At 57.4% G+C, this 13997-nt stretch carries 9 protein-coding genes; 7 read left to right on the top strand and 2 right to left on the bottom strand.

Translation table 11 applies throughout. The features are described from left to right. Nucleotides 1-38: 38 nt before the first annotated feature. Together SBC1_RS27545 and SBC1_RS27540 are read right to left on the bottom strand one after the other, a co-directional pair. Nucleotides 39-5795, bottom strand: a complete 5757-nt coding sequence (locus SBC1_RS27545) for an RHS repeat-associated core domain-containing protein (RefSeq protein WP_165989082.1) — start codon at nucleotides 5793-5795, stop codon at nucleotides 39-41. A gap of 338 nt (nucleotides 5796-6133) precedes the next feature. Continuing rightward, complete coding sequence (locus tag SBC1_RS27540; RefSeq protein WP_165102119.1) at nucleotides 6134-6355, bottom strand: RHS repeat domain-containing protein; 222 nt, start codon at nucleotides 6353-6355, stop codon at nucleotides 6134-6136. A 605-nt stretch (nucleotides 6356-6960) separates the two neighbouring features. On the opposite strand from SBC1_RS27540, the gene gspG reads away from it, so the two are divergent. The 7 genes from gspG to SBC1_RS27505 all read left to right on the top strand — a co-directional run bounded on the left by gspG (nucleotide 6961) and on the right by SBC1_RS27505 (nucleotide 13902). Further along, nucleotides 6961-7386, top strand: coding sequence for a type II secretion system major pseudopilin GspG (gspG, locus tag SBC1_RS27535; protein WP_165102115.1), 426 nt, complete (start codon nucleotides 6961-6963; stop codon nucleotides 7384-7386). A gap of 45 nt (nucleotides 7387-7431) precedes the next feature. Beyond that, a complete protein-coding gene (locus SBC1_RS27530; protein WP_165102111.1) occupies nucleotides 7432-8688 on the top strand; it encodes a type II secretion system F family protein in 1257 nt (418 codons plus the stop codon). Further along, nucleotides 8685-10409 carry a GspE/PulE family protein gene (locus SBC1_RS27525; protein WP_243830322.1) on the top strand — a complete coding sequence of 575 codons (1725 nt, stop codon included), beginning with the start codon at nucleotides 8685-8687 and terminating at the stop codon, nucleotides 10407-10409. The genes SBC1_RS27530 and SBC1_RS27525 overlap by 4 nt, the downstream gene beginning before the upstream one ends. A 148-nt stretch (nucleotides 10410-10557) precedes the next feature. Then, nucleotides 10558-11220, top strand: coding sequence for a hypothetical protein (locus tag SBC1_RS27520; protein WP_165989080.1), 663 nt, complete (start codon nucleotides 10558-10560; stop codon nucleotides 11218-11220). 200 nt (nucleotides 11221-11420) lie between these two features. Continuing rightward, a complete protein-coding gene (locus tag SBC1_RS27515; protein ID WP_165102103.1) occupies nucleotides 11421-11885 on the top strand; it encodes a transposase in 465 nt (154 codons plus the stop codon). Then, nucleotides 11885-12238: an IS66 family insertion sequence element accessory protein TnpB gene (gene tnpB, locus SBC1_RS27510; RefSeq protein ID WP_062093253.1), complete on the top strand. Its 354-nt coding sequence runs from the start codon at nucleotides 11885-11887 to the stop codon at nucleotides 12236-12238. Before SBC1_RS27515 ends, tnpB begins: the two co-directional genes overlap by 1 nt. 86 nt (nucleotides 12239-12324) lie before the next feature. Continuing rightward, nucleotides 12325-13902 carry an IS66 family transposase gene (locus SBC1_RS27505; protein WP_165102099.1) on the top strand — a complete coding sequence of 526 codons (1578 nt, stop codon included), beginning with the start codon at nucleotides 12325-12327 and terminating at the stop codon, nucleotides 13900-13902. The last annotated feature ends 95 nt before the right edge of the window (nucleotides 13903-13997 follow it).

Raw genomic sequence — 13997 nt, 5'->3', positions numbered from 1 at the left:
AGAAATTCCCCGCTGAAAATTCTGATTAAGCTCACGGCTCAGTAAAGTCGGCCTCTATTTCCGCAGCCTGCTAAGCAAACACTTGGCCCACCTGTCGAAATGCAGCCGCTGCTGTCAAGTTTTGGCGGTCCACCCAGCGCCATATCCGTAAGTGCCGACTTTTCAGAGCAGGCCGCTAACCCTGTCGGATCGCTGAAGTTGATCGGGTTATTGCCCGCATACGCATACCAGTTCAGGTCATCCGCGTACCCCACCGGATCCGTCTGCAGGAACCTCCCCAACGTCGGCGAGTACATCCGGGCCTTGTAATAGTACAGCCCCAACGGTGCCAAATACTGCTGCCCCGTATACCCGAAGCGCGATGCCGGCGTCCCAGCAGTCTCCCCGAACGGCCCATACGCCTGGCTGCCCGTCGTCGCGCCGGTCACATTCGCCAACGCCACAATGCTGCCCTGCTGGTTTACGTACAGCCAGCTCCTTGCGGCCGTACCCGTACCCTCGTACTGTACCAGCGGCGCATCCACTCCCGGGCCGAATACAAAGCGTCGCGTCAACTGGCCCGCGCCGTTGTACTCACCTGCCAGGTTCTTCCCGTCGTACATCAGGTTCGTGTCCGTACCATTCACCGTAGTCCGCACCAACCGGCCTTCCGGATCATAGCCAAGCGTCGCGCTCGTGCCCGAGCGGCTCGCCGTCTTCATCCGGTTATCCAGATCGTAGACATATGTCCACGCCCCGTCGCCGGTCAGGTTGCCATTACCGTCGTACGTCACCGCCGTTCCCGCTGCACTCGTGTACTGGTTCAACGCGTTCGACGCATACGCAGTACTCGCCGCCGAAGGCGTCCACCCATACCGGTTATTCGTCACGCTCGCCTGCTTGATTTCCCCAAGCTGGTTACGTGTGAAACTCGCGAGCCAATCCTCAGCGCTGCTCGTGAAACGGTGGTTCAGGTTCGCAAGCCACCCCAGCCCGTCATACACCACCTCCGTGCGTGTGCCATTGCCCAACTCCACCAAGGTCCGACGGTTTAGCGTGTCATAAGTGTATTTCGCCAGGCTCTGTGTGCCGTTCTCCAGCATCTGCATCGGACGACGATAGCCGTCGTACGTAGTTGCCACGTGAAAGCCGTCCGGCCAAATAATGTCCGTCAGGTTTCCCGCCGCATCATGGCTATAGCGCAACGTTCTCCCTGCCGCACTCGTCTGCGTCAGCTGGCCCAGTCCGTCGTAGCTGTTCGTTACAGTGTGGCTACCGTCACTGAACTGGGACCCAGCCTTCAGCCCGCGCAAGTCGTAGCTGTACTGCACGTTGCCCACCGCGCCCGGAAACGTGCGCGTCACCAACCGGTCCAGTGAATCGAAGCTCTGCGCGATCGTCTGGCCATCGCGCTTTCTTAGCGCGACTAAGTTGCTGTTTGCGTCCCACGTGTACTGCTCATAGTTATTGCCGTCGCCCATCCCCGGCTGGCCGTTTAGCGGATAGTGCGTTCGGTACAACCGGTCGTGGCCATCGTAGAGGTTAACCGTGGTGTTGCCTTTTGCGTCAGTGGTCAGTCCAACCGTCCCGTTTGGGTTATAGACGTAGCTCACGTAGCTCTGCTCAAGCCCCGTCCCCACCGCCTTCCGGATGCTCTTCACGCTGTCGTCCGCGTTGTACGCCATCTCGGTCAGCCGGTTGCCGCCATCGGCCGCACTCATGGAACGCGTGACCCGGAAGGCGCGATGATGATCGTCGTACGTCGTGTCCGTGATAGGCGTCGGCGCGACCTCGACCGGGCACGTGCTCACACTCGCGGTTTTGGCCGGACCCCAGACGCGCACAACATCGCCCATTGCGTTGTAACGCTTGCACGTCACCATGGCGCCACCGGCTACTGTGACGCCACGGCTGATTTCGCGGCTGTCGGCGTCGTAACCAATAACCTCGTCGCCGCCGAGCAGGTTTGCGTTAGTGCGGGTCACGTTGCCACGCTTGTCGTAGGTATTCGTGACAGTCGCGACGCCGTCACGCTTACTGGTGATCAATCGCCCCTCATTGTCGAAAGTCGTGACGGTCTTGACCGCCAGACCGTCTGCGTCCTGAGTCGTGGTCGCTGGTGTGAAGTCAGCCGCGTAGCTTATAGTGGTTGCGGTGCTTCGCGTAGCGTCAATATTTTCGGTGACACGGGCCGGCCGGTAGAGGTAAGTGGGCAGCGTACCCGGGAGTGTGACGGACTCGTAGGTGATGCTTGTCGTGGGCGCCACGCCGCCTACCGCTGGCCGGATGACCTTTTGCAACGAATAACCCGAATATACATTCGTAGTGACCTGGCCTTTCGCGTCCGTTGCTGTCGACAGAGTCTCCCAGCTCGGGTCATAGGTGAAGCGCTGTGTCAGTACTTGATCGCCAGTGCCGACACGGGGAAACCGCGATATTGTCGCGATCTGATGCGTACAGCCTTTGGCCGGCTTGTTCGCTCTCAAGCAGCTAGCGTCGTCGTACGTATATTCCGTTCGGTTGCCTTCAGGACGGGTCTCACGGACCAAGCGGTTCTGGCCGTCATAGTCCTTGATTGTCCAGTTGCCCATAGGGTCTGCCAGCTGCAGCAGATTTCCCTCGGCATCAATGTAATCCGTGCGACTCGATCCGCCCGGGCCCACTTCTTCGCTACGCGAGCCGGCGAAGTAGTAGTTAAACAGGTTACCTGCGGCGCTGGTTTGCGTCTGCACCCGGTCGAGCGTGTCATAGGTGTTACTGACGACGGGAGTGCTCGGAAAGCCAGCCTGATAAAATTTCGTCATCCGTCCAGGTTGATCGTATTCGAAACGCGTGGCGAAGCCATCCGGATCAGTCTCGCTGATGAGATTGTCGTTGCCGTCGTAGGCATAGCGGACTGTCTGCTGCGGGCTGCTGACGCTTTGCAAACGGTTATTCGCATAGGTCAGGGTCAAGCTGCGACCTGCATGGTTTTTCACGCCGGTGAGTTGATTTCCACTCCAGACGAAAGTCGTTATCTTGCCATCCGGCTGCAAGTAGAAACTGACCTTGTCGATGTTGAAGGAATAGTACGCTCCACTGACGGCCCTATACATCATCCGATTGGCGCCATAACTACTGTCCAGATATGCACCATTGCCGGGCGGTGCACTGAAGCTGCCATCGGGCAGTCGTGCGAACACCTCGCTGTTAAGACCAAACGTCACGATTCGGGTGTTGTCTACCAGTTGATCCCCGAACCAGCGTTGAGCCACCACGGCACTGAGGAATTTTTCCGCCGGAGCAGCCGGATCGCTCAGCAAGTCGAGAGACGCCTTATGCTCAACGATAGTTCCCACCGCATCAAGTGCGAGCCGGTCGCCCATCCCAATAAAGCCGTCTGACGCAGTACGCAGCCGAATGTCGTAGTTGTGCGTCCACCCCTTTCCGAGTACGCCACTCTGATTCTTCATCCCGCTGCTATAAAGACGCTGGAAGCTCAAGCTGTCCGGCCAATCGCCATAGCCGGTTTTGACGTCCTGATGTTCATAGAGGAAATTGCCATGCACCATGTCGATTGGGTCGCCAGCTTGCGAATCCGGCCCATGGACATTAGTCTGTTTTTGCTCGGACTGTGAATTCGCAATTGTCTGAATGTTGTTCGCGGCCGGGGTACTAGGTATTGTGGGTTTGCCACCCGAAAGCCCGCCACTGATAGTCGAGCCGAGCAGCCGCACATTGCCGGTACCGAGGACAAAGTAGCCGACACCCTTCCAACGGTTTTCTATCAACTGGCAGTTACCCGGAATTAGTAGCCGATATCCCTGGTTCAGATAGTTCTGGAAGTTTCCAATATGCGCCTGACAGTTGACGAGCGCGGGCTGGATCAGACTCGCGTAGCGACCGCCGCCAGTGTTGTAGATTGTTTGCCCTTGACTCTGAGCCATGTCGAGCAGCTTGACCGTCGACACCGCTGACACACCCGAGGTCTGATTGACTGCAGTCGACTCAAGGATCGACAAATGCATTCCGTTGCTGTCGAACACCGCCTTTTCCAGGTTCGCGTCTCCAGCCATCTGGACGGTCGAGCTCATGTTGCTTGGCAGGTCGACGTACGCGCCATCGTCGAAGCCCGCGATGCCGACCTGGTGCTGCTGGACCGAGTACGCATTTGCCAGACGATCGGTGATCGAAGCGCTAGCCGTCGTCTGCGACACCCATTGCGCACCCATTACACCAAGGCTCGCACCGAGCACTGGTTCGCTGTTATCTGCATTGCCGGCCGCGCGGACGTTCTCCAGATACTTGAGATAGTTTTGTGACAGCCCGCGACCGGTCGGTCCCCAGCCGTTGACGATCAGGTAGGTACCACCGCCCTTGATACGCTGATCGAACGCATGGTCGGAGTCGTCGCTAGTATACGCGTTGTGCCACACGACAAAGCTCACTACACTGTCCGCCCCAGGCGCGACCGGGCTTCCCGGCGCGCCGATCGCCTGCCCCTCAAGTTTGAGCACGGGCTGGTTCGACGAGTTGTACGTGATCGTCAGGCGTTTGCCGTAAATCGCGTCGGACGTGAAGGTCTGGTCAATGCCCTGATAAACCACGCGCACCGTTGGCTTGAAACCCACCGGTATATCAACCCACTCCTCGGTATTCCAGCGGGTGTCCAGCAGCGGATTTTGAGTTTGACGGACGGCCCCGCCGAAGAACGGAGTGATCGCTTTGCCGCCGATGATATCGCTGAGGGTCGCGGTCGGCTTATTTTTGCGGATCCAGGTCGCGAGGCTGGTGGCAGCGCTCTGAAGGTCCGAACGTATGCCGGTGCGATTCAGACCGCGCACGAGATCGGGAGTGATCGTTGCGCCGGCAGTCGCATTCTTTAGAAACGCCGCCGCGTTATAACCGGCCGCAACATTTAAGTCTACGCCGGACTTGACTGTGTGTGGCTTATAGCTGGGATCGAACGTGTACCAGGTACCGCCGATATTGGCCTTGACCCACAGATGCTCGATCGAGATGTCTGTCATCGCGGCCTTCAGTCCCGGACAGTTGCCTGCCTGGGTCGCGTTAATACTGTAGACCGGGATCTGGGTCTGCCCCATCAGGTTAAGCACCGCGCACGTGTTGTCCGACGACACGCCGTACCAGTCCGTGAACTGCTGCGCGCTGAGCTTGATCACACCACGCACAAACCGCGCGTCGTATCCCGACGTGCGCAACAGCGACACCATCAACTGCGCCTGGTCGAAGGCACTGCCCTGGTTATCAAGCACCGCACCGAGAGCACCTTTATGAATGCCCCGCACAGGATCGATTTCAATGTTGTTTCGAACGAATTGATAGATCAGGTCCGGATGGTAGCGCAGTGCACGTGCAAGCTCGTCGATCGACGCGGGTCCCGGAGGTGCGTCATTGCTGACAACACCGTTAGCGCCGGAACTGCGGAGCAATCCTTTCTTCGATTGCTCGAAGTTCTGCAGATGCACGTCTTCAGATGCAGCGCGCGTACGTTTGAGGTCGAGCTTCGCGAGCGTTTCAATAGCGCCATTACCGTTGATGCCTGCCGGCATATCACGGGCCACTTGGTCGTCGTGCGCCGCGGCGTCAGCTTCGGAAACCGGCGCCATGAGTGCTCTGAGGCTATTCGGCTGCGGCGCAAATTCCTCACCTGACTGCGTCTGGCCAGCCCGCAATAGCCTCGGCTTGGACGGTTCGCGGCCGCGACGGATTGATGGCTGCTGCTGAGTTTGCGGAGTATTCGCGGCAGCGGCGCTGTCGACGACGGCAGGCGTGGTGTTGGAGAACTGAACGTTGCCCGCTTCAGCTGTGCTCACAAACAGAGTGAGAAGGCTCAGGAGAGTATTGATCAGAGCGGGACGGACTGATTTACGTATGCGATTAGTACTGCGACTGGTCGCAAAATTACCTACTGATGCGGCATCGGGCATCGAAATCTCCTCGAAAATTGTTTTTTTGGCACGCTGTTCGCTGCTGCGCGAATTTGCGCGCGCAGTGCACCCTTCCCGGGTAAAAAGGAAAGGTTTACTATTTAGGTAAACGAATCAATAGGAACCGAAATCAGACTGCAAAAAGCCGAATGCGTGTACAAGGCTCCGGGCAGCGCTACTGATCCATCAAGCTTATTTTCCGGCCGGTGCAGTCATGACGTCGACTAGGACGGCGCACTACTGACAACACTGGTTCGGTTACCGGCGGTGTCATAGCTATATGTGACGGTAGTAGTCTTGACACCGTCGCTGTATGCGACCTTGGTTAGCCGTCCCAGTGCGTCATAGGTGTAGTTAGCGTTGCTCGCGGCAAACGTCACTGTTGAAAGCGTCAGCAATGCGACGCTCGCCACGAGACCGGCCGCGTGCAAAACTCTCTTGTGCATCAAGTGACTGTGAACCGCATCAGGCCGCCCGCCCGATTTTCGTTCTGATACGCCTATTCTCATGCACATTTCGAAATCCCCTTTTTTAATTTCTGTTGGTCGTAACGTTCACCGGATCTGAAAGCGCGAGCCACACTCTTATTAATGCACCGATGCCTTACCTATTTTGGGTAGCGTTACTTGCCTGAGAGCGTCTCGACATATTCTCTCTGTATCGCTAAATGCCGGCCGATCTTACATACTACCTACCAGCCAATCAACGCCTATTTCGACGACCCACTGGAAATCCAAACTGCGTCAACAACAACGGAGATAAAGTGTCGCAAACGCTAAAAAATATTGCCAACCGGACCAATACCGTTCAATGCTTTAAATCGTTTTGTAGAGCGATGCATAAAACATATGTAGTGCATATTATCTATCTCAATAAATTTGTCAGATCGTTTTACTGAATAGCACATCGATTAGATGGCCCCGCTGTCACGGCGCGAGGGCTGGTATTTAACGGCCGCAACCGTCTATGAAAAGATAGATCGCAGATCATCTTGAAATACCCTGTGGAGTGAGGGGCGAACAACAGAAAATGACCAAATACATAGCAAACTATGAAAATATCAAAGGCAGGAAAGCAACGAGGCTTCACCCTGCTCGAACTGCTGGTGGTTCTGGTGATCATCGGATTGCTCGCGGGAATCGTCGGTCCACGACTGTTTGCCAATGTGGACAAGTCGAAGGTGACCACGGCAAAGGCGCAAATCAGCGTTTTGAGCAAAGCAGTTGAGCAGCTGCGGCTGGACATCGGCCGTTACCCGTCCGCACAGGAAGGATTGGCCTTGCTTTCTTCCCCGCCTGCCGACGGCACTCCGGGCTGGAGTGGACCTTATTTAACCAAGGCTGTGCCACTGGATCCTTGGGGCATGCCGTACCACTACGTCTATCCCGGGAAGCGCAATCCGGATTACGACATTGAGTCATACGGTGCGGACAAGAGGCCGACAGGTGCGAATGAGAATGCGAATATCCATAACTGAGCTTGGCCCCTTTCCCCCGGCGTCTTCGAGTGAGCAATTCACGCTGTGACAAAATTCGTGTTGCTCGGACTGAACTCAAGCGGTGAACTGCAGCAGTTCGACCTACTCGCTTTGAATAAAGATGAGGCTCAGCGAGAGGCCGCCCAGCGCGCAAGGCAAGCCGACGTGCAGGTAGTAGAAGTCTGTGCCGCCCGCGCCGGCAAGGCAGGGTTCTCCCGTCAACATATGTCACTTGCTCGTATGTTTCGGCGGAGCCGCTTCGATCTATCGCTGTTTGTCTATGAACTGCTGGCGTTGCTGCGCGCAGGGCTAGCTCTGACCGAGGCACTCGAAACGCTAGACGAACGCCGACGGCAAAACCAATCTGGAGCAACGGAAGAGAAAGGGCACTATGTGCTGTCTGAATTGATTCGCCTAATGCAGCAAGGAAAATCATTCTCAGTTTCATTAGCCGCACATCCGGACTGCTTTTCCGCGTTATTTGTGGCCATGGTGGCGGCAAGCGAGCAGACGGGCGGCATGACACAGGCGCTCGAGCGATATCTGCAATACGACGGTCAAGTAAGCCTTGTACGACAGAAAATCATTGCGGCCTCGCTGTATCCGGTGATGTTGCTGATCACGGGAATGGCCGTCGCCTTCTTCCTGCTTTGGTTTCTGGCGCCGCGCTTTGGACATGTATATGAGGGCATGACACATGCGGAGCTACCGTTGATGTCGCAGTGGCTGATCAACTTCGGGCTGTTTGTCAGTGACCACACACTAGCGTCGCTCGTCTGCCTGACCACCATGCTCGCAGGCATCGCCGTGCTAGCGATGCGTCCGACAGCCCAGCAGCGATGCCTCGTGCTGCTTGGGCGCATCGCATGGATAGGCGCAATGTTGAAGCTGATGCAACTGGCCCGCTTCTATCGCTCGCTAGGAATGTTGCTGCAAGGCGGCGTTGCGTTGCTCCCCTCTCTTGCAATGACGCGTGAGTTGTTACCTCTCACGCTTCAGGCCGGCCTTACGCGGTCAATGTTGAGCATTGCGCAAGGTAAGAAGATGAGCCAGAGCCTGGAACAGGAAAGCCTGATGACTTCGATTGCCCTGCGCCTGTTGCGTGCCGGCGAGCGAAATGGCCAGATCGCTGGAATGCTGGAGCAAGCGGCAATGTTTCACGAGCGTGAAATCACCCAATGGGTGGATCGGTTCGCCCGTCTTATTGAGCCCGTTCTGATGCTGATAATGGGGCTGGGAATTGGCTCGATCGTCGTTCTACTCTACTTGCCTATTTTTGATCTGGCAGGGAGCTTGCAGTGATCGATCAAGATACGATTCCACTTGCAGACTTCACGCGGCATGCCTCACTCATAGCGCAGGCGAAACAACTCGCGCTAGCCGATGGCGCGCCGATTCTGACCGTGCTGGAGAAACTTGGGAAGTTTTCTCCCGACGAGATGTTGCTGTTCGCCAAAAGTGAAAGCGGCATGCCGGTTCAACACCTTGCGGAGATGGAATTGTCAACGCCGGACTTCTCGGTGTTCAGTTACTCCGACTGCCTCAGGCAAAACTGTGTTGTTCTATCCGGTGCAGCGGAATTCGGAGATAACATTGGCGGTGACGAACCCAGACGGATCTTCGTCTGCGACGATCCATGGAACAGCGCGCTGATCTCACTCGCGAGTTATCGACTGCCGGGTTACTTCGATCTGGCTTTCGCTCATCCGCTCGAACTCAAGGCACTGCTCGCTCGTTTTGGCAATGATCAGGAGGCGCTGTCTCAATTGATCCGGCTGGACAGGGCGAAGACAGAAACACTAAATTTCGAAGAGATTTCTCTCACGTCGATCGCCGGCGACGAAAGCCAAGTAGTGCGGCTGGTGAATTCGACGCTATACGACGCACACAGCAACCGTGTCTCCGACATCCATTTCGAAAACTCCCTGCGCGGGCTAACGATCAAATATCGGATCGACGGTGTAATTTCCACCGCACGCACGCTGCCGGATTCTGGTCTGGCTGAGCAAGTAGTTTCACGTTTGAAGGTGATGGCGGAATTGGATATCGGCGAAAAGCGGGTTCCACAGGACGGACGGTTTTCGGTGTCACTGCAAGCTCGCGAAGTTGATTTTCGCGTATCGATAATGCCTGGCCTCTTCGGTGAAGATGCCGTATTGCGCATTCTGGACCGACAGTCTCTGACAACCGATATGGCGCAACTGAATCTGGACATGTTGGGTATTGATGAGAAGACCAGCCAAGTCATGCGGCGACTGGCGAATCAGCCGTACGGCATGCTACTTGTTACGGGGCCGACCGGCTCCGGCAAAACAACCACCCTATACGCAACGCTTTCGGAGATCAAACGCGGCGACGACAAGATCATTACCATCGAGGACCCGGTTGAGTATCAACTCGAAGACATCTTGCAAATTCCGGTGAACGAGAAAAAAGGGCTAACGTTCGCACGCGGGCTACGCTCGATTTTGCGACATGATCCCGATCGGATCCTGGTGGGCGAAATTCGGGATCGAGAGACGGCCGAGATTGCGATCCAGGCCGCACTGACCGGTCATCTGGTTTACACCACGGTTCATGCAAACAATGTGTTCGATGTGCTGAGCCGTTTCCGGCATATGCAGATTGATCCATATAGCTTCGTGAGCGCGCTCAACGGCGTGGTCGCGCAACGGCTCGTACGGCTTGTCTGTACTCACTGTGCAGCGCCGTTCACGCCAGACGACGTGCTTCTGCAGGATTCCCGCGTAACGCGCGAATTGTTATCGGACGGCCATCTAATGAAAGGTGCTGGTTGTGCCCATTGCCGCGGCAGCGGTTATCGCGGCCGGCGCGCCTTGGCGGAAGTCCTCGTGCTGGACGACGACCTGCGTGATGCCATCCTTCAACAGGTCCCGGCAACTCAATTAAAAGAAATGGCGCGTCAACGCGGCATGCGCTTTATGCGCGAACAAGCCGTGGATGCAGTGCGGCTGGGTCAGACCACGCTGGAGGAGATTAATCGTGTCACGTTTACGGGCTAGCCTGCTGACTCATCTCGCTCGAAGCATTCGCACACTCCGTGCAAAACTCAGCCGTCCGGAGCGTTTGCTGATTTACCTCAGCCGGGGCGGATTGGCAGTCTGTGTAGCGAAAGGCCGATTCCGGCCCGTGGTACGAATTAAAGCCATCTTGCCCATCGCCACGCGGGACTGCGATGACACCGACGGCGCCACGGCGGCCCTGGATGCCTTGACCGAATGGCTGAAAGTGCATCCGGTCCAGGGAGTGATCGAATGGGTCATTGGCATCGACTATGTCCGTTATCTCTTGTTGCCGTGGGATGAGCGTCTCTCCAGCAGCCCATTTTGCCTCGCGCTGGCAGCGGCGCTATTCGCGCAACAGTTCTCCGGAAGCGACGTTTCGTTTTCTGCATACCAGCTGCGATTCGCTCGCCTCGCGTTTGGTCGCCCGCGACTGACGGTACTGATTTCGAGCGAATTACTTTCCGAACTCAACGAATTTGCGTCGCGCCACCGCTACCGCTCCAGGCGGATAACCCCGGCGTTGAGTGTGGTCTGGGACAGCCTCTTTGCCCGAGTGAAAAACGGTGCCGGTGTGCTTGCGCTTGTCGAGGGACAGCGTCTGCTACGCGTGAGCTATGACCGCGGACAATTTACATCTGTATCGGTCCAGCCCTTCTGCGAAGAGCAGACGCCAGTCATCCCAAGCGACATTACGTACCTTTTCCCGCCGCGGAACATAGCTGTGCCGGGGGGAGAAAATTTGCCTCTGCAAGACCCAATTTCCGGCGATGACGCGCGCTTCGCATACGCACTCTGCGGGGTGCTCTGAACGGCTCGTTTGAACTGGGATTTCGCCCAGCGTCGTTGGTGGACTCAACCGTGGGCGGCAATCTGGGTAGTTGCGCTATTGGGTTGCGTTCATGCCCTCTGGTGGCGGCATGATCGTAAGCGCGCAATTTCGCACACCTAGCTTGCGTTGTTAAGAAGGCTCACGATTGCGTCCGCAACCCAACTTTGCGGACGCAATCCATGACAGAAGATGACCTCAGTTTTTTGCCCTTACGCGTGACGCGTGTTGGTGTCGGCGGCAAACGAAGCTTCGATCCGGCGGACAAACGACGGCTGGTCGAAGCCTGTATGCGGCCCGGTGCCTCGTTATCGGGCCTTGCCCTGAAGGCTGGGGTGAACGCCAACCAGTTGCATAAATGGGTTCGCGCGCGTGAACAGCCCCAGTCCCTAACCTCCCACGACGGACCGGTTGCAGCGTCAGCTTTTATTCCTGTGGTCGCAATCGACGAGCCGACAGCAGTCATGGCATCCGCGCCCGCGTCGCACCGTGCCACCCGAGCGGAATCATCCTGCGTTTCTCCACGCTCAACCCGACTGGCACGGCTGTCTGCCCACCTGCCCAACGGCGTGAAGCTCGAGCTCGAATGTTCAGCAGAGGACGTGGCAATCGTCAATGCGATGGTTACCGCATTGGGAGCGCGTTGATGTTTCGCTTCGAAGCAGACCTGACGGTCTTCCTGCATCGCGAACCGATCGACTTCCGGGCCGGCATCAATAGTCTCGTGACGCTTGTCGAGCAGTCCATGCAACTCGATCCGTTTGCACGCGCCGTGTTCGCCTTCCACAACCGCAAACGCAACCGGGTCAAACTGTTGTTCTACGATCGCAACGGTTTCTGGATGATGTTGAGGCGCCTCGAAGAAGACCACTTCGTCTGGCCACGACGGCAGCAGACCGTAGTCAAGCTGACAAGCGAGCAGTTGCACTGGCTCCTGGATGGCATCGACATTGATGCTGTGCGCCGCCACCCGGTACGGTCGTACCATCACGCCAGTTGAGCATTGCGCGTCACCTGTGAGCATCGGCTGGCCTGTTACAAATTCCCGTAAACCCATCGCGCGCGCGACTTCGTTATCGTGGAGGCATGAACGAGGACGACTTCTCCCGATTGCCGCCGGCCGCCCAGGCCTATATCCGTGAACTCGAGACACGCAACCGGCAATTGGGCGAACGGATCACTCAGCTCGAAGAGCAGTTTCGCCTCGCGCAAAGCAAGCGATTCGCCCCAAGCAGCGAGAAGCTCAAGGATCGCGTCTTCGACGAGGCCGAACAGATCGCCGGCTGCGAGTCCGACGACATGGACGCCGGCGTTACTGACGACGCGTTTGTGCTCCCCGACACGGGCCTGCCGGATCCGCCGGCACCCACGAGAAGCAAACCGGGACGTAAGCCTTTACCGGCGCACCTGCCACGCCAACGCATCGAATATGACCTGCCCGAGAGCGCGAAGGTATGTCCGTGCTGCGCGCACGCACTGCACCGCATGGGTGAAGAGCTTAGCGAACAGTTGCACATCGAAGTAAAGGCGTCGGTGCTCCAGCACGTGCGCTTCAAATATGCGTGTCGCCACTGCGAACGCCACGCCGAGCGCACGCCGGTCATCACGGCACCGATGCCGGCCCAGCCATTGCCGGGCAGCAACGCCAGTGCGGCGATGATCGCCACGGTCACCGCGGGCAAATACGTTGACGGAACACCGTTATACCGGATGGCCCATGCGCTGGCGCGCGCGGACATCGAAGTCGGACGCGCTACGCTGGCGAACTGGATCATCCGGCCTGCTGAGTTGCATTACAGCCGTGTGTACGAGGCGCTGCGCAAGACATTGCTGTCGCAACAGCTGATTCACGGCGACGAAACAACGGTACAGGTGCTCAAGGAACCGGGCAAAACCGCCCAGAGCACCTCGTATATGTGGGTGTACCGTAGCGCTGAAGACTGCTCCGAACCCGTCGTGCTGTTCGACTACCAGCCGGGGCGCGCACAGCAATATCCCCAAGCGTTCCTCGCGGGCTACAAGGGCCTGCTTATGACCGATGGATACGCCGCTTGGCGCACGCTCGAAGGTCCGACCCACTTCGGCTGCCTCGCCCACGCGCGCCGCACATTTGTTGATGCCTTCAAGAGCATGAAGAAACCAGGCGGGCGTGCAGCAGATGCACTGGAATACTTCAAGGCGCTCTACCAGGTCGAAACACTCGCAAAGGGGGATCTGCCCGAAAGCGAGACGCGCGTCGATTACACCTTCCGGCTGCGCCAGCAACACAGCGTGCCGCTGCTCGAATCCTTCAGGAAATGGCTTGACGAACTGGCACCCCAGATCCTTCCTGAGAGCCTGCTGGGCAAGGCGATCTCCTATACACGCAATCAGTGGACGTACCTGAGCCGCTACGTGAACGATGGGCGTGCCCCAATCGATAACAACGTGATCGAGCGCGACATCAGGCCATTCTGTACCGGCAGATCCTCATGGATGTTCAGTGACACGGTTGCTGGTGCGAAGGCCAGTGCCATGATCTACAGCTTGATGCTCACGTGCCGAGCGTGCAACGTCGAACCTTATGCATACCTCGTACGGGTACTCAGCGAATTGCCGCAACGGGCATTAGACGCCGATGTTAGCGACCTGCTGCCGTTTAACTTCTCGAAGCCTACGACTTGACCGCGTAACAACGCTTGGCCCAACCACCGTATTGACGCGACCGTTGCCACGCGGTCACGTTGGTCCCGTGTGCCAGATCGAGCGCTTACGCATGA

This window comes from Caballeronia sp. SBC1, assembly GCF_011493005.1.
In the GTDB taxonomy this organism is placed as follows: domain Bacteria; phylum Pseudomonadota; class Gammaproteobacteria; order Burkholderiales; family Burkholderiaceae; genus Caballeronia.
This window is presented reverse-complemented; position numbering and strand designations above follow the sequence as displayed.